Source organism: Streptomyces sp. NPDC014907, assembly GCF_055562975.1.
Map to the genome: position 1 here is coordinate 162,110 of NZ_JBVHEG010000009.1, position 15,658 is coordinate 177,767.

17 protein-coding genes and 1 riboswitch are annotated in these 15,658 nt (G+C 74.3%); of the genes, 6 read left to right on the plus strand and 11 right to left on the minus strand.

Annotated elements, in window-relative coordinates; all coding sequences use genetic code 11:
• Window positions 1–55: 55 nt before the first annotated feature.
• Entirely contained in the window at window positions 56–1,033 is a 978-nt protein-coding gene (locus ACZ3IL_RS22760) for a DUF3048 domain-containing protein (protein WP_467392751.1), read from the minus strand.
• A gap of 112 nt (window positions 1,034–1,145) precedes the next feature.
• Between ACZ3IL_RS22760 and ACZ3IL_RS22765 the strand changes: the two genes are divergently transcribed.
• Window positions 1,146–1,862: a lysophospholipid acyltransferase family protein gene (locus ACZ3IL_RS22765; RefSeq protein ID WP_467392752.1), complete on the plus strand. Its 717-nt coding sequence runs from the start codon at window positions 1,146–1,148 to the stop codon at window positions 1,860–1,862.
• Window positions 1,863–2,120: 258 nt separating this feature from the next.
• Here ACZ3IL_RS22765 and ACZ3IL_RS22770 read toward each other — a convergent pair whose 3' ends face one another.
• The 8 genes from ACZ3IL_RS22770 to ACZ3IL_RS22805 form a co-directional block, all read right to left on the minus strand.
• The gene (locus ACZ3IL_RS22770) at window positions 2,121–3,707 is read right to left on the minus strand and encodes an alpha/beta hydrolase (RefSeq protein WP_467392753.1); all 1,587 of its coding nucleotides are present in this window, start codon (window positions 3,705–3,707) and stop codon (window positions 2,121–2,123) included.
• 168 nt (window positions 3,708–3,875) lie between these two features.
• A complete protein-coding gene (locus ACZ3IL_RS22775; RefSeq protein ID WP_467392914.1) occupies window positions 3,876–4,619 on the minus strand; it encodes an urease accessory protein UreD in 744 nt (247 codons plus the stop codon).
• On the minus strand, window positions 4,616–5,299 hold the full coding sequence (ureG, locus tag ACZ3IL_RS22780; RefSeq protein ID WP_467392755.1) for an urease accessory protein UreG: 684 nt from the start codon (window positions 5,297–5,299) through the stop codon (window positions 4,616–4,618). Before ureG ends, ACZ3IL_RS22775 begins: the two co-directional genes overlap by 4 nt.
• 81 nt (window positions 5,300–5,380) lie before the next feature.
• Window positions 5,381–6,058, minus strand: coding sequence for an urease accessory protein UreF (locus ACZ3IL_RS22785; protein ID WP_467392757.1), 678 nt, complete (start codon window positions 6,056–6,058; stop codon window positions 5,381–5,383).
• Window positions 6,058–7,779: an urease subunit alpha gene (locus tag ACZ3IL_RS22790; protein ID WP_467392759.1), complete on the minus strand. Its 1,722-nt coding sequence runs from the start codon at window positions 7,777–7,779 to the stop codon at window positions 6,058–6,060. The genes ACZ3IL_RS22785 and ACZ3IL_RS22790 overlap by 1 nt, the downstream gene beginning before the upstream one ends.
• Window positions 7,772–8,107 (minus strand): urease subunit beta, encoded by a 336-nt coding sequence (locus tag ACZ3IL_RS22795; RefSeq protein ID WP_467392761.1) that lies wholly within the window; start codon window positions 8,105–8,107, stop codon window positions 7,772–7,774. The genes ACZ3IL_RS22790 and ACZ3IL_RS22795 overlap by 8 nt, the downstream gene beginning before the upstream one ends.
• Before the next feature lie 13 nt (window positions 8,108–8,120).
• Window positions 8,121–8,423 (minus strand): urease subunit gamma, encoded by a 303-nt coding sequence (locus tag ACZ3IL_RS22800; protein ID WP_467392763.1) that lies wholly within the window; start codon window positions 8,421–8,423, stop codon window positions 8,121–8,123.
• 206 nt (window positions 8,424–8,629) lie between these two features.
• Entirely contained in the window at window positions 8,630–8,908 is a 279-nt protein-coding gene (locus ACZ3IL_RS22805) for a type II toxin-antitoxin system Phd/YefM family antitoxin (RefSeq protein WP_467392765.1), read from the minus strand.
• A gap of 58 nt (window positions 8,909–8,966) precedes the next feature.
• Between ACZ3IL_RS22805 and ACZ3IL_RS22810 the strand changes: the two genes are divergently transcribed.
• The 3 genes from ACZ3IL_RS22810 (at window position 8,967) to ACZ3IL_RS22820 (ending at window position 10,906) form a co-directional block, all read left to right on the plus strand.
• On the plus strand, window positions 8,967–9,590 hold the full coding sequence (locus ACZ3IL_RS22810) for an ATP-dependent Clp protease proteolytic subunit (RefSeq protein ID WP_467392767.1): 624 nt from the start codon (window positions 8,967–8,969) through the stop codon (window positions 9,588–9,590).
• Between the two features lie 7 nt (window positions 9,591–9,597).
• Complete coding sequence (locus ACZ3IL_RS22815) at window positions 9,598–9,903, plus strand: hypothetical protein (RefSeq protein WP_467392769.1); 306 nt, start codon at window positions 9,598–9,600, stop codon at window positions 9,901–9,903.
• 392 nt (window positions 9,904–10,295) lie between these two features.
• Window positions 10,296–10,426, plus strand: a riboswitch (cyclic di-AMP (ydaO/yuaA leader).
• A 3-nt stretch (window positions 10,427–10,429) separates the two neighbouring features.
• The gene (locus ACZ3IL_RS22820; RefSeq protein ID WP_467392771.1) at window positions 10,430–10,906 is read left to right on the plus strand and encodes a C40 family peptidase; all 477 of its coding nucleotides are present in this window, start codon (window positions 10,430–10,432) and stop codon (window positions 10,904–10,906) included.
• A gap of 191 nt (window positions 10,907–11,097) precedes the next feature.
• On the opposite strand, the gene ACZ3IL_RS22825 is transcribed toward ACZ3IL_RS22820, so the two are convergent.
• Complete coding sequence (locus ACZ3IL_RS22825) at window positions 11,098–11,538, minus strand: ATP-binding protein (RefSeq protein WP_467392773.1); 441 nt, start codon at window positions 11,536–11,538, stop codon at window positions 11,098–11,100.
• Between the two features lie 190 nt (window positions 11,539–11,728).
• Window positions 11,729–12,907 (minus strand): 8-amino-7-oxononanoate synthase, encoded by a 1,179-nt coding sequence (locus tag ACZ3IL_RS22830; RefSeq protein ID WP_467392775.1) that lies wholly within the window; start codon window positions 12,905–12,907, stop codon window positions 11,729–11,731.
• A gap of 175 nt (window positions 12,908–13,082) precedes the next feature.
• On the opposite strand from ACZ3IL_RS22830, the gene bioB reads away from it, so the two are divergent.
• Together bioB and ACZ3IL_RS22840 are read left to right on the plus strand one after the other, a co-directional pair.
• Window positions 13,083–14,342 (plus strand): biotin synthase BioB, encoded by a 1,260-nt coding sequence (gene bioB / locus ACZ3IL_RS22835; protein WP_467392777.1) that lies wholly within the window; start codon window positions 13,083–13,085, stop codon window positions 14,340–14,342.
• Window positions 14,335–15,615 (plus strand): adenosylmethionine--8-amino-7-oxononanoate transaminase, encoded by a 1,281-nt coding sequence (locus tag ACZ3IL_RS22840; RefSeq protein WP_467392779.1) that lies wholly within the window; start codon window positions 14,335–14,337, stop codon window positions 15,613–15,615. Before bioB ends, ACZ3IL_RS22840 begins: the two co-directional genes overlap by 8 nt.
• Window positions 15,616–15,658 lie beyond the last annotated feature (43 nt).

Genomic DNA, 15,658 nt, shown 5'->3' on the forward strand with positions numbered 1-15,658 from the left:
CGGGGCCACCGGGACGGCTCCGGGCCGGTCCGCACCGTGCGCGACGCCTCCCGGGCTACGCGCGCGGGGCCAGGACGATCCAGACCTGTCCCGGGGCGAAGGCCAGGGGCGCCCCGTCCGGGGTGGTGAAGGACGTGCCCGACGCGGTGGAGGGACGGGACCAGCGGGCGTCGTGGGCGCGCCCGTCGCGCAGGACGAGCGCGGTGCCGCTCCCGACGGTCTCGGTGTAGGGGGAGGCCGCGCCGTTCCGGTCGTGGAAGGCGGAGGGGCGGACGGTGACGTGCTGGACGACGACCGTCGCCGGGGCGAGCGGGCCGGTGTCGGTGGCGCGGGCCTCCCGGCCGTCCATGGCGACCCGCCAGGCGCGGTCGGCGGCGGACCAGGTGAAGGCGTAGCGGGCCGCGGGATAACGGACGGCCGAGGTGGTGGTCGGGGTGCCGCCGGACGGGGCGGGGCCGAAGCGGAAGCCGATGTCCTTGGCGTTCCCGGCGTCCGGGGCGGCCGCGAGGGCGCGGGCGGGGCGCAGGTAGAGGTTGTGCGGGGCGGCCCGGTCCGGGGAGCGCGAGAAGGCTCCGGGCGCGGTGCCCTCCGTGACGCGGTCCAGCGGCGCGGCCGCGAGCAGGGGGTTCAGGGCGGACTGCGCCCCGGAGTAGGCGAGGGCCGGCCGGCCGAAGGCGCCGAGCAGGGCGATGTCGGACTCGCGGGCGCTGCGGACGGGGCCGACGCGCGCGGGGAGCCGGGAGGAGTAGACGGCCAGGAGCCGGGTGGCCCCGCCCTCGACCTGTTCGACGTAGACGAGGTCGGCCGCGCCGAGACCGGTGTGGGGGCGGGCCGCCGCCACGTTGTCGATCTTGACGGCGAGGACCGGGGCGGGCCGGGCCGGGAGCCCGGTGAGGGGCGAGCGGTCGGTGGCGCCGGGGGGCCGGTCCGGCGCGACCGCGCCGGAGCAGCCGTAGAGCCCGGCCGTCGTCAGCGCGCAGAGGAGGGCGGCGACGATCCGGCCGGGGCGCCCGGTCGCGTACTTCTTCGTCATGGTCGGCCCTCCCCCACCAGTGGACCACGGGCCCGTGTGCGGATACAACGGGCGGAACGGGAAGACGAACGGTTGGACAACCGGGCAGTCGGACGGACGAACGGGGTCGCGCGTGTTCTACCACCTGATGAAGTACGTACTGCTGGGGCCGCTGCTCAGGCTGCTGTTCCGGCCTCGGATCGAAGGCCTCGAGCACGTCCCGGCGGAGGGGGCGGCGATCGTCGCGGGCAACCACCTGTCCTTCTCGGACCACTTCCTGATGCCCGCCGTCCTGGAGCGGCGGATCACCTTCCTCGCGAAACAGGAGTACTTCACGGGGCCGGGCCTCAAGGGCCGGCTCACGGCCGCCTTCTTCCGGGCCGCCGGCCAGATCCCGGTGGACCGGTCGGGCAAGGAGGCCGGGCGGGCGGCGATCCGCGAGGGCTTGTGCGTGCTCGACCGGGGCGAACTGCTCGGCATCTACCCCGAGGGGACCCGTTCGCACGACGGGCGGCTCTACAAGGGCAAGGTGGGCGTGGCGGTGATGGCGCTGCGGGCCGGGGTGCCGGTGGTGCCCTGCGCCATGGTGGGAACCTTCGAGATCCAGCCGCCGGGGCGGGTCGTGCCACGGATCCGCCGGGTCACCATCCGGTTCGGGGCGCCGCTGGACTTCTCGCGGTTCGCCGGGCAGGAGGACGAGAGGGCGGTGGTCCGGGCGGTCACGGACGAGATCATGTACGAGATCCTGCGGCTGTCGGGGCAGGAGTACGTGGACGAGTACGCGGCGGTGGTGAAGGCGGCGGAGGCGGAGGACGCGGGCCCGGGAAAGCTCCCGGACGGGGAACGCTGAGGGCTGGTCCGCGCACGGCGCGATCCACGGGCCGCGCTCTACCGGTCCGCGCGAGCTGTGGTTCGTGAAGCGGGCGCTCGACGGACGGCCGGTGCGCGTCCTCGCGTACGGCGGGAGGCGTTCCCGGCCCTCGCCGCGTACGGGACGGACCGGTCCGGCCACGCGGCGGAGGACGCGTGGCTCGCGTCCCGGGGGTGACGCCGGAGTGAGGGGACGGGCCGCCGGACGGCCCGCCCCCTCACCGGCGCGCGCGTGCGGTTACGGCCGCGGGGTGGCGTGCGGGGCGCAGGTCTGGTCCCGGGCGTCCAGCTTCCCGGTCAGCAGGTACGCCTCGACCTTGGTGTTGAGGCAGGGGTTGACCAGGTTGGTGATGCCGTGCGAGCCGGCGTCCTTCTCCGTGATCAGGCGCGAGCCCTTGAAGCGCTTGTGCAGCTCGACGGCGCCGGCGTACGGGGTGGCGGCGTCGCGCTCGGACTGGGCGATGAGCACCGGCGGCAGGCCCTTGCCGGTCCTCACCTCGACCGGGCGCTGACGCGGCGCGGACCAGGTGGCGCAGGGCAGGTTCATCCAGGCGTTGGCCCAGGTCATGAACGGGTACTTCTGGTGGAGCCGGGTGTTGTCCCGGTCCCACGTGCGCCAGCTGGTCGGCCAGGGGGCGTCGGCGCACTCGACCGCGGTGTAGACGGCGTTGCCGTTCTCCGAGGCGATGTTGCCGGCCGTGTCGGTGAGGTCGGCGGCGGCCGCGTCGATCAGCGGCTGCGGGTCGCCGGCGGCGTACGCGCTCCAGGCCTCCGCGACCGGCGCCCACATGGAGTCGTAGTAGGGGGCGTTCTGGAAGAAGCCGATCAGCTCGGCCGGTCCGACCTTGCCGCCGAGGGGGTTCTTCTTGGCGGCGGCGCGCAGGATGTCCCACTGTTCGCGGACCTCGGCGTAGGTGTCGCCGAGGTGGTAGGCGGAGTCGTTGCGGGCGACCCAGGTCATCCAGTCCTTCAGGCGGCCCTCGAAGGCCACGTCCTGGTCGAGGTTGACCTCGTACCAGATCTTGTCCCTGGACGGATTGACGACGCTGTCGAGGACCATGCGGCGGACGTGGGTGGGGAAGAGGGTCCCGTACACCGCGCCGAGGTAGGTGCCGTAGGAGACGCCGACGAAGTTGAGCTTCTTCTCGCCGAGGGCGGCGCGGATGACGTCGAGGTCGCGGGCGGTGTTGGGGGTGGTCATGAAGGGCAGCATGTCGCCGCTCTTCTCGGCGCAGCCCTTGGCGTACTCGGCGGCCAGCTTGCGCTGGGCGAGCTTGTCGGCCTCGCTGTCGGGGACCGGGTCGGCCTTGGGGCCCTTGACGAACTCGGTCGGGTCGACGCAGGAGATGGGGGCCGAGTGGCCCACGCCGCGCGGGTCGAAGCCCACGAAGTCGTAGGCCTTGGCGGCGTTCGCCCAGATCGCGTTGGCGGTGGTGACCCGGCGCGGGAAGCGCAGGCCGGAGCCGCCGGGGCCGCCCGGGTTGTAGAGCAGGGCGCCCTGGCGCTCGCCGGGGGTTCCGGTGGCCCCGATCCGGTCGACGGCGAGCTTGATCTTCTTGCCGTCGGGCTTCGCGTAGTCGACGGGAACGGTGACCCAGCCGCACTGGATCGGCTTCTCCAGGCCCCAGTCGGCCGGGCAGTCCTGCCAGTCGACGCCCGCTCGCGCGGCCCTGGCGGCGGCGACGGCGACGCCGATCGACTCGGCGTCCGGCCGGTGGTGCCGCCGGTCGCTGTCGGCGTTCGCCACCGGAGCCGCGAGCGCGCCCGCGACGAGCGCGCCGGTTATCAGGGTGCCGGCCGAGCCGAGCACTGCCGTACGTCTCACGTGTCCTCCCCCAGAATGGGCGCCGTCCCCCGTGGTGGCGCCGGTTGTTGCTGTCCGGGTGATCCTTCCGTCCTCCGCGACCGGGGTGAAAGGGCGAACGCGTGTTTCTTTGCCTAACCCATAACCGGTGAACGCCGTACCGCTGAGCGGTGACCTCCACCAAGCCGGTCAGAACGGGGCGAGTGCGGCCAGGGCGGTGTCGAGGAGGCGGCGCAGCGCGAGGGCGTCCGGGGCCACCGCGGTGACCAGAGCGGCCGGGCCGGCGAGCGGGGCGATCACGGCGTGCTCCCCCAGCAGCCGCGTCTCCACCGGCTTCTCCTCGAACGCCGGATCCACGACCAGGAGTTGCCCGGTGGCCCGGTGGCCCCCGAGGACCGCTCCGCCGTCCCAGCCGCCGGGGGCGCCGGGCCCGAAGGCCAGCTCCTGGTCGAGCAGGGGTCGGCCGGCGCGGCGGACGGTGAGACGGGTGACGAGGGTGCCGGGCGGCTCGCCGTGCCGTCCGAGGACCTGTTCCTCGCGCAGGACCAGCCGCGCCGTGGGGGCGAGTTCGGCGGTGGTGCGCGTCCGCAGGTGCGAGCCGGCGGCGGAGACCACCTGTTCGGGCAGCCAGCGGAGCACCCCGTCGTCGGCGACGTCGATCCGGACGTCGTACGTGGCGGGGTCGGCGCCCCGGCCCGGCAGGGCGAGGGTGGCGGCGGCCGAGTCGACGAGGAGCCGCGCCCCGGCCCGCACCTCGGTCTCGACGGCGAGGCGGTCGCCGCCGAGCGGGGCGCTCATCGCCCCGACGACGGTGACCCGGGTGTACGGACCCACCGCCCTGGTGCGGCGCAGGGCGAGGGGGCCGTCGCTCACCAGGAGCGGCAGTCCGCCGGCGGCGTCGGCCGCGATCCGGGCGGTGGCGCGCAGGCTCACGCGGCCCATGCCCCGAGCTGTGCCCGGACCCAGTCGGCGACGGGTCCGACGCCCTCCTCGGAGCGCAGCGAGGTGAGGAGGACGGGCAGGTCGCCGCGTTGCTCCTCGGCGTCGCGGGCCATCCGTTCCAGGTCGGAGCCGACGTACGGGGCGAGGTCGGTCTTGTTGACGACGAGGAGGTCGGCGGTGGTGACGCCCGGTCCGCCCTTGCGCGGGATGTCGTCGCCGCCGGCGACGTCGATGACGAAGACCTGGACGTCCACCAGCCCCCTGGAGAAGGTGGCGGTGAGGTTGTCGCCGCCGGACTCCACGAGGATCAGGTCGAGCGGCCCCACGGCCTCCTCCAGCTCCTCGACCGCTTCGAGGTTGGCGGAGATGTCGTCCCGGATGGCGGTGTGCGGGCAGGCGCCGGTCTCCACCGCACGGATGCGCTCGGGCGGCAGGACGGCCTCGCGGAGCAGGAACTCGGCGTCCTCACGGGTGTAGATGTCGTTGGTGACGACCGCGAGGGAGAACGTGTCGCGCAGTTCCCGGCAGAGGGCGGCGACGGTCGCGGTCTTGCCGGAGCCGACCGGGCCGCCGAGCCCCACGCGCAGGGCGCGGCGCGTGCCGTCGGGGCGGCGCGCGTCGGCGGAGACGGCACCGTGAGGGGTGGGGGCGTGGTCGTGGTCGAGGTGCACGGGGCGGCTCCGGGGTGGTCGTCGGGCGGGTGGTGGGGACGTCGGGTTTCACGGGGCGGGGCGGTCGGGGCGCCGGAGCACTCAGGACGCGAAGAGGCGGACCGGCCAGGCGGCGTGCTGTTCGGCGGTGAGGTCGAGCAGGGGCGCGGAGGCGGCCGGCAGGGCGTCCACTCCCTCCCGGGCGGCCGCCGCCGCCCGTTCGGCCACCCGGTCGGTCTCGGGCGCGAGGCGGGCGAGGACGGCGGTGGCCCGGTAGGGGTCGAGGCCGAGGAGGCGCACGACGGCGGTCGCGGGACCGCCGACCGTCTCGTACGCGACGCAGTGCGCCGCGTCCACGGGGCCGAGTCCGGCGGCCCGGGCGGCGGCGCCGAGGACGACGGGCTGGTGGGCGCCGCGCGGGAAGGCGGCGGCCAGCGCGTCGAGTCCGGGGTCCGGCCAGGCGGCGCGGGCGGCCCGCATCATCTGGCGGCCGAGCCTGCGGGCGGCGGCGCGCAGGGCGGGCGAGGGCGTGCGGGCGTCGGCGGCCTCGTCGAGCGCGTACGGGTCGAGCCCGTACGCGGCTCCGGCGGCGAGGCCCGCGGAGGTGAGGCCCGTGGTGTGCAGGCGTCCCCGGCAGAAGGCCTCCAGGTCGTCGGCGTCCTTGATCCGGCCGGCCCGGACGGCCGCCTCCGCGCCGCCGGAGTGGGCGTGTCCGCCGGCGGGGAACCGCCCGTCGGCGAGCACGAGGAGCGCGGCGCGGGCCGCCGGTCGCGTCGTCATCAGAAGAGGAAGTAACGCTGGGCCATGGGCAGTTCGGCGGCGGGGGCCGGTTCGACCGGTTCGCCGTCGATGGTCACCGAGAAGGTGTCGGCATCGACCTCGACCCGGGGCAGCGCGTCGTTCTCCCGCATGTCGGCCTTGGTGATCCGCCGGGTGTTCCCGATGGCGGTGAACTCCTTGTGCAGGCCGAGCCGCCGGGGCAGGTCGTCCTCGATCGCCGCCCGGGCGACGAAGTTGACCGAACCGGCCGCGGCGGCCCTGCCGAGCGCGCCGAACATCGGGCGGGGCAGGACCGGCTGGGGGGTGGGGATGGAGGCGTTGGCGTCGCCCATCTGCGCGTACGCGATCTGGCCGCCCTTGATGACGGTGAGCGGCTTGACGCCGAAGAAGGCGGGCTCCCAGAGCACCAGGTCGGCGAGCTTCCCCGGTTCGACGGAGCCGACGAGGTGGTCCATGCCCTGGGCGACGGCCGGGTTGATCGTGTACTTGGCGACGTAGCGGCGGGCCCGGTGGTTGTCGGCGCGTCCGTCGCCGGGGAGGGCGCCGCGCCGTTTCTTCATGACGTGGGCGGTCTGCCAGGTCCGCATGATCACCTCCCCGATCCGGCCCATGGCCTGGGAGTCGGAGGAGATGATCGAGATGGCGCCGAGGTCGTGCAGGACGTCCTCGGCGGCGATGGTGGAGGGCCGGATGCGGGACTCCGCGAAGGCGAGGTCCTCGGGGACGGCCGGGTTGAGGTGGTGGCAGACCATCAGCATGTCGAGGTGTTCCTCGATGGTGTTGACGGTGTGCGGCCGGGTCGGGTTGGTGGAGCTGGGCAGGACGTGCGGCTCGGAGACGACCGTGATGATGTCGGGGGCGTGTCCGCCGCCCGCGCCCTCGGTGTGGTACGCGTGGATGGTGCGGCCGGCGATGGCCGCGAGGGTGTCGCCGACGAAGCCGGCCTCGTTCAGGGTGTCGGTGTGGATGGCGAGCTGGGCGCCCGTCTCCTCGCAGACGTCCAGGCAGGCGTCGATGACGGCCGGGGTGGCGCCCCAGTCCTCGTGGATCTTGAAGCCGAGGGCGCCGCCGCGCAGCTGGGAGCGCATGGCCTCGCGGGACGTGGTGTTGCCCTTGCCGAGCAGCCCGATGTTGACCGGGAAGGTGTCCAGGGCCTCGAACATCCGGGCCATGTGCCAGGGGCCGGGGGTGATCGTGGTCGCCTTGGTGCCCTCGGCCGGCCCGGTGCCGCCGCCGACGAGGGTGGTGACCCCGGTGGCCAGGGCCTGTTCCACGACGGTCGGGGAGATGAAGTGGACGTGGGTGTCGACGGCTCCGGCGGTGACGACGCGCCCGTTGCCGACGATGATCTCGGTCTCGGGGCCGATCACCAGGGCGGGGTGGACGCCGTCCATGGTGTCGGGATTGCCGGCCTTGCCGAGGGCGGTGATCCGCCCGTCCCTGATGCCGATGTCCGCCTTGACGATCCCCCAGTGGTCGATGACCACGGCGCCGGTGATCACGGTGTCGGGGGCGCCCTCGGCGCGGGTGGTGCGGGCCTGGCCCATGGACTCGCGGACGACCTTGCCGCCGCCGAAGACGGCCTCCTCGCCGGCGCGGCCGGGGCCGCCGCAGCGGTCCTCCTCGATCTCCACGAAGAGGTCGGTGTCGGCGAGCCGGACGCGGTCGCCGGTGGTGGGGCCGAACAGGTCGGCGTAGACGGCGCGGTGCAGCTCAGGCACGGGGGTCTCCGTTCGGCTCCGTGTCGAGCGGGCCCGCGGTCCCGCCGCGCAGTCCGGGCACGACGCGGCGGCCGGCGATCGGGACGAGTTCGACCTCGACGGGGACGCCGGGCTCGAAGCGGACGGCGGTTCCGGCGGCGACGTGCAGCCGCCGTCCGTGCGCGGCGGCGCGGTCGAACTCCAGGCCGGGGTTGACCTCGGCGAAGTGGTAGTGGGAGCCGACCTGGACGGGCCGGTCGGCGGCGTTGAGGACGGTGAGGCGGGTGACGGGGCGCCCCTCGTTGAGGGCGACGGGGCCGTCCGCGTACAGGATCTCTCCGGGGATCATCGGCGGCGCCCGCTCAGACGATGGGGTCGTGGACGGTGACGAGCTTGGTGCCGTCCGGGAAGGTGGCCTCGACCTGGACGTCGCGGATCATCTCCGGGATGCCCTCCATGACGTCGTCGCGGGTGAGCACCGCGCGGCCGGAGGCCATCAGTTCGGCGACGGTCCGGCCGTCACGGGCGCCCTCCAGGATGTGGGAGGTCAGGAGGGCGACGGCTTCGGGGTGGTTGAGCCGTACGCCCCGGGCCCTGCGCTTCTCGGCCACGTCCGCCGCCACATGGATGAGCAGGCGCTCCTGCTCGTGCGGGCTCAGTTGCACTCTTCCACCTCACTGTCGTCGACCGGGACGGCACCCGGACAGCTGCGGACCCTACCGACCGTCAACACTCTGTTGAACTGCTCGGACGTGGCCCGCGGCGAGACATTGCACGTTGGGGCGGAAGTTTTTCCGGCTCGTTAACCCCGGCTTTGCGTTCTCATGATCATCCGATCGGTGATGCCCCCGGGGCGTCCCTCCGGCACCCCTCAGGGAGCGCCGGGCTCGCGGTGGCGGGCGGCGAGGCCGAAGTGCCCCTGTTCGCCGGGAGCGGAGTCGACGGAGTGGAAACCGGAGACGGAGCGGATCACCGGCTCCTCGCCCGGCCGCGCCTCCGCTTCGAGTACGTCCAGGTCGGCGGCGGAGACCAGGGCCACGAGGGGCTTGCCGTGACGGGTGACGACGACGCGTTCGCCGCCGTACACGACGCGGTTGATGAGGTCCGCGAGCTCAGCCCGCGCTTGCGTCACCGGGATCTCGTAGGTCATGCTCCCCATCTTACGACCTGTACGTCCTGTACATTTTTTACCGATGGAGGCACATGCCATGGACGCTCGTCATGTCCTGCCGGAGTTCACGGAGCGGACCGCCTCCGGGACCCGGACCCTCGATCCGTACACGAAGCTGCTGGAGTCCCGGATCGTCTTCCTCGGCACCCGGGTGGACGAGATCTCGTCCAACGACGTGATCTCCCAGCTCCTGTACCTGGAGTACGCGGCGCCCGACCAGGACATCGCCCTCTACATCAACTCGCCCGGCGGCTCCGTCAGCGCCATGACCGCGATCCACGACACGATCCGGATGCTCGCCTGCGACGTGGCGACCACCTGCCTGGGCCAGGCCGCCTCCACCGCCGCCGTGCTGCTCGCCGCCGGCACGGCGGGCAAGCGCGCGATGCTCCCTGGCGCCCGGGTCACGCTGCGGCAGCCCGCCCTGGACGAGCCCCTGCGGGGACAGCCGAGCGACCTCGACGTCCAGGCCCGCGAACTGCTCCGCCAACGCGCCCTCGTGGCCGGGTTGCTCGTCGAGCACACCGGACGGAGCAGGGAGCGGATCGACGCCGACCTCGAACGCCTCACGGTCCTGGACGCCCCGGCGGCGATCGGGTACGGGCTGGTGGACCATGTGATCATGAGCCGGCGCGCCTCCGCCGGCGGCACGGCGCGGTGAGCGGACCGTGGTTCCCGAACCGCCGCCGCTGCCGGCCCTGACGCGGGCCGAGGGCGAGCTGGTCGACGCGTACCTCGCGGCCGCCGACCTCCTGGGGCGGATCAACCCCTCCCGGAACGCGCACACCTACGGGGCCCTGAGGGCGGCTCAGGCCCTGGTGGGGCGGGCCGAGGCGCTGCGCGAGGCGCTGGCGCTCATGCACGCGCGGGGCGAGAGCGAGGTCCACGCGGAGACCCTGGCGCGCGCCCTCCGCGCCCTGGACGGGGAACGCAGGACCGCCCGGGTCACGCTTCCCCGGACGCGGCCGCGTTGACATTCCGGCATGTCGTGTCGAGGGCCGGACGGCCGACACCGGGCGCGGAAACGCTCCTCCGTTCGGTGGAGCCGGTGAGCCGGTGCGCGGAGGGGGCGAGTTGCGCGCCGACGGTACACATCTGGCGGAATCGGACGTTCCGTTGCCTGGTGCGAGGGTCGCCGCCCAAACCTCCGACGATCACGAAAGCATCCTGTCCACCCGAATGGTTCAGTCGTGAGGAGCCTCACAAATAGTCGCTTCCACTCGGATTTCGACCATGAAGTGGGGCAAGATCCCTGCCGACGACAAGCCCCCGCCATCCGAGGCGGGGCGGTCCGGGCGGACGCCGAGTCCTGCCGCCGTCCCGGACGTCTGGTCGACAGGATTGGACCGGCAGGAGTGGAGGACCCGAGCAGTACGGGCCGTACACGCCGTTTCCGCGGCGGGACCGGCCCTCGGGGTGAAGCCGCTACCGCGGCCGGGCATCTTCGCCTGCCCGAACCCGACAGGTCATCCTTCACAGGCGGCTGACGAAGGGTTGCGCATGACTGCGCAGATGCACGTCCCGTCCCTGCTGTCCCGGGCCGGAGCCGTCTCGGCTCTCACCCTCGCCGCCGTCGGCGGCACACTGCTCGCACCGGGCACGGCGCCGGAGGCGCAGGCCACGACCTCGCACGCGAGCAAGGCGCTGAACGTCGCCGCCTCCAAGAAGGGGGCCCCCTACCGGTACGGAGCCGCGGGACCCTCCCGGTTCGACTGCTCCGGCCTGACGCTCTACGCGTACAAGCAGGCGGGCAAGTCGCTGCCCCGCACCGCGCAGCAGCAGTACAACAAGACCCGGCACGTCTCCGCCGCCGGCCGGCAGAAGGGCGACCTGGTCTTCTTCCACTCCGGCGGCCGGGTCTACCACGTGGGCATCTACGCCGGGAACGGCCGGATCTGGCACTCCCCCAAGACCGGTTCCTGGGTGAAGCTCGACAAGATCTGGTCGTCGAAGGTCTTCTACGGACGCGTCCGGTGACCCCGCCCGGGCGCTGAGCGGGCGCGGAGGACGGGCCGGAGGAACGGTGGCGCCGCCGTCCTCCGCCCGCTCCGCCCCTCCGTCCCCGCCTCCGCCGTCCCGCTCCGTACGGGGTTCGCCCGCCCCGCCGTACGGGCCCCGCCCGCCCCCGCCGTACCGGCCCCGCCCGCCCCCGCCGCGCGGAGCGCCCGTCACCGGCTCGCCACGGGGGCGGCCGCCGTCCACGGCAGGGTGATCCGGACCGTCTTGCCGCCCGCCGCGGTGGGGGTCACGGAGAGACGCCCCCCGGCCTCCGCGGCCAGGGAGCGGATGATGACCAGGCCCCGGCCGTTGTCCTGCTGGACCGCCGCCGGAAGGCGCCGGGGCAGGCGCGGATGGCTGTCCGTGACGCCGATGTGGAGCCGCTCCCCCCGTTCCAGGCAGAGGGCCACCGTGAAGGTGGGAGACTGCCCGAAGGTGTGCACGACGGCGTTGGTGGCCAGCTCCGAGACGATCAGCCGGACCGCGTCCGCCCGGTCGGCGGCGCCGTCCAGACCCCACCCGGCGAGCACCTCCGTGACGTACCGCCGGGCCGTGGAGACCGAAGCGGGTTCGCTCGGCAGCGTGACGGATGCTTCCTGATGGTCTGCCATGACGACGCTGTCCCTTTCCCGCCGGGGCCGGTGCCCCGGATTGCGCTTCGCGCCAGATTCCCACCGATGGTGCCGCGCCGGGAGGCGTTCCCCCGGGGCAAGGGCGCATCTGTCGCCCGAAGCGGTGAACTCTGGCGTTCCCGAACGCCCTTGGGCGCCCCCCGGCCGGAAAGACCGCTTCCCCGGCGCGTCAGACGGCGGGCGCGGTCCGCAGGACCGTCTCCACCGCGCGCCCGATCTGCGCGTCCGTCAGGTCGGCGCGCGCCGTCAGGCGCAGGCGCGAGACGCCGTCGGGCACGGACGGGGGCCGGAAGCAGCCGACCGCCAGCCCCCGCTCCCGGCAGTCCGCCGCCCAGCGCAGCGCCGCCTCCGGGGAGGGCGCGCGGACCGACACCACGGCCGCGTCGGGCCGCGTCACGGACAGACCGGCTCCGGTGAGCAGTTCGTACAGGGTGGTGGCGACGGTGCGGACCCGTCCGGCGAGCCCCGGTTCGGCCGCGATCAGCCGCAGGCTCGCGAGCGCGGCGCCCGTGGCGGCCGGGGCGAGGCCGGTGTCGAAGATGAAGGTGCGGGCCGCGTTCACCAGGTGCTCGATCACGCGGGCCGGCCCGAGGACGGCGCCGCCCTGGCTGCCCAGGGACTTGGAGAGGGTCAGGGTGGCGACCACGTCCTCCGCCCCCGCGAGCCCGGCCTCGTGGAGGGCGCCCCGGCCGCCGTCGCCGAGGACGCCGAAGCCGTGGGCGTCGTCCACCACCAGTCCGGCGCCGTGTGCGCGGCAGGCGGCGGCGAGTTCCGGCAGCGGGGCCCTGTCGCCGTCCACGGAGAAGACGGAGTCGCTGACGACGAGGGCCCGGCGCCCCGGGTGCGCCTCCAGGGTCTTGCGCACGGCCTCGGGGTCGGCGTGCGGGACGACGGCGGTCTCGGCGCGCGCCAGACGGCAGCCGTCCACCAGGGAGGCGTGGTTGGAGGCGTCCGAGACGATCAGGGAGCCCCGGCCGGTCAGCGCGGTGAGCGCGGCGAGGTTGGCGGTGTAGCCGGAGGAGAAGACGAGGGCCGCCTCGAAACCGCAGAAGCCGGCCAGTTCGCGCTCCAGACGGGTGTGCAGCCGGGTGGTGCCGGTGACGAGCCGGGAACCGGTGGAGCCGGCGCCCCAGCGCCGGGCCGCGTCCGCCGCCGCCCCGGTGACCTCGGGCCTGCGGGTGAGACCGAGGTAGTCGTTGCCCGCCAGGTCGAGGAGGTCCGACTCGGCGGCCCGGGGGCGCAGCGTACGGACGAGACCCGCCTCGGACCGGTGGCGCGCCTCGGCGTCGGTCCAGTCGAACGCGGTGCGGCGCGGGCCCTCGGCCCGCGCGTCGTCGGCCTGTGGCATGGGCGTTCCTCCGGCGGCGCCCCCGGTCGGCCGGCCGGCGCCTTTTGTAGGCAGCGCACAGACCCTAGCCGCAGGGCGGCGGGGCCGTGGTGTGGTCATCCACACACCTCGTTCGGGGGCGATTGTTCGGTTCCTCCTTGGCCCGGGGGCGGGCGGTAGGCCAGGATCAGCGGTTATGGACCTGCTGAACACGCTGGTGGAGAAGGGGTTGCGGCGCGAGCCGCCGACCCGTGAAGAAGCGCTCGCCGTCCTGGCGACCTCCGACGACGAACTGCTCGATGTGGTGGCGGCGGCCGGCAAGGTGCGCCGCCAGTGGTTCGGGCGGCGGGTGAAGCTCAACTACCTGGTCAACCTGAAGTCCGGCCTGTGCCCCGAGGACTGCTCGTACTGCTCGCAGCGGCTCGGCTCCACGGCGGAGATCCTCAAGTACACCTGGCTGAAGCCGGACGAGGCGTCCAGGGCCGCGGCGGCGGGCGTCGCGGGCGGCGCCAAGCGGGTGTGCCTGGTGGCGAGCGGGCGGGGTCCGACGGACCGGGACGTCGAGCGCGTCGGCAGGACCATCGAGGCCATCAAGGAGGAGAACGAGGGCGTCGAGGTGTGCGCCTGTCTCGGTCTCCTCTCGGACGGCCAGGCGGAGCGGCTGCGGGAGGCCGGGGCCGACGCGTACAACCACAACCTGAACACGTCCGAGGCGACGTACGCGGGGATCACCAGGACCCACACGTACGCGGACCGGGTGGACACCGTGCGGAAGGCGCACGCCGCCGGGCTCTCGGCCTGCTCGGGCCTGATCGCGGGCATGGGCGAGACCGACGGGGACCTGGTCGACGTCGTGTACGCGCTGCGGGAGCTGGGCTCCGACTCGGTGCCGGTCAACTTCCTCATCCCGTTCGAGGGCACCCCGCTCGCCAAGGAGTGGAACCTGACGCCGCAGCGCTGTCTGCGCATCCTGGCGATGGTCCGGTTCGTCTGCCCCGACGTCGAGGTGCGGATCGCCGGCGGCCGCGAGGTGCACCTGCGTTCGCTGCAGCCGCTCGCGCTGCACATCGCGAACTCGATCTTCCTGGGCGACTACCTGACCAGCGAGGGCCAGGCCGGGCAGGCCGACCTGGAGATGATCGCGGACGCGGGCTTCGAGGTGGAGGGCGCGGGCACGCCGACGCTGCCCGCCCACCGCGCGGACGCCCTCGCGGCGGCCGGGGACCGGGCTTCCCGCGCTCCGGCGGAGAGCGGCGCGGGCTGCGGCGCGCACGCGCCGGCGGAGAGCGGTGCCGGGTGCGGCGCGCACTCCGGCGGCGGCTGCGGCCCGTGCGGCGGACACGCCCCGGAGCCCGCCGGGGAACCGGCCGCCGGGGCCGTGCCGGGCGGCGCCCGGACCGATCTGGTGGCGGTGCGCCGCCGGGGGGCCGGGACGGACCTCGCGCCGAATGCGTGACGACGAACTCCTCGCCCTGGACCGGGCGCACGTCTGGCACCCGTACGGCCCCATGCCGGGCCGCACGGACCCGCTGGTCGTCGCGTCCGCGTCCGGGGTGCGCCTCCGGCTCGCCGAACCCGCCGAGGGGCGGGACGAGTTGGTGGACGGCATGTCCTCGTGGTGGGCCGCGGTCCACGGATACGGCCATCCCGTGCTCGACGCGGCGGTGCGCGACCAGCTGGACCGGATGAGCCACGTCATGTTCGGCGGCCTCACCCACGAGCCGGCCGTCCGGCTCGCGCACCGGCTGGTGGAGATCACCCCCGCGCCGCTGCGGCACGTCTTCCTCAGCGACTCCGGGTCCGTCGCCGTCGAGGTGGCGGTCAAGATGTGCCTCCAGTACTGGCGTTCGCTGGGCCGCCCCGAGAAGCGGAGGCTCTTCACCTGGCGCGGGGGGTACCACGGGGACACCTGGCAGCCGATGTCGGTGTGCGACCCCGAGGGCGGGATGCACGAGCTGTGGTCGGGGGTCCTCCAGCCGCAGGTGTTCACGGACGCCCCGCCGGCCGCGTACGAGGAGTCGTACGCGGAACTGCTGCGGACCTCGATCGGGCGGCACGCGCACGAGCTGGCCGCGGTGATCGTGGAGCCGGTGGTGCAGGGCGCGGGCGGGATGCGCTTCCACGACCCGGCGTACCTGCGGGTGCTCCGCGAGGCCTGTGACGCGCACGGGGTCCTGCTGGTGTTCGACGAGATCGCGACCGGGTTCGGGCGGACGGGCACCCTGTTCGCGGCCGACGCGGCCGGGGTCTCCCCCGATGTGATGTGCCTGGGCAAGGCGCTGACGGGCGGTTACCTGTCGATGGCCGCCACGCTCTGCACGGGCCGGATCGCCGACGGGATCTCGCGGGGCGAGGTGCCGGTCCTGGCGCACGGGCCGACCTTCATGGGGAACCCGCTGGCGTCGGCGGTGGCCCTGGCCTCGATCGACCTGCTGCTCTCGCGGGACTGGCGGGCCGAGGTCGGGCGGATCGGGGCCGGGCTGCGCGCCGGGCTCGCCCCGGCCGCCGCCCTGCCGGGCGTGCGGGACGTGCGGGTGCTCGGCGCGATCGGGGTCGTCCAGCTCGACCACGAGGTCGACATGGCGGCGGCGACGCGCGCGGCGGTCCGGGAGGGCGTGTGGCTGCGCCCGTTCCGGGACCTCGTCTACACGATGCCGCCGTACGTGACCGGTGACGAGGACCTGGCCCGGATCTGCGCGGCGGTGCGCGCCGCGGCCGCCGCGGGCTGAGGAACGGGCCGGCCGGAAGAAGACCGGCGGGAAGAGATGGAGG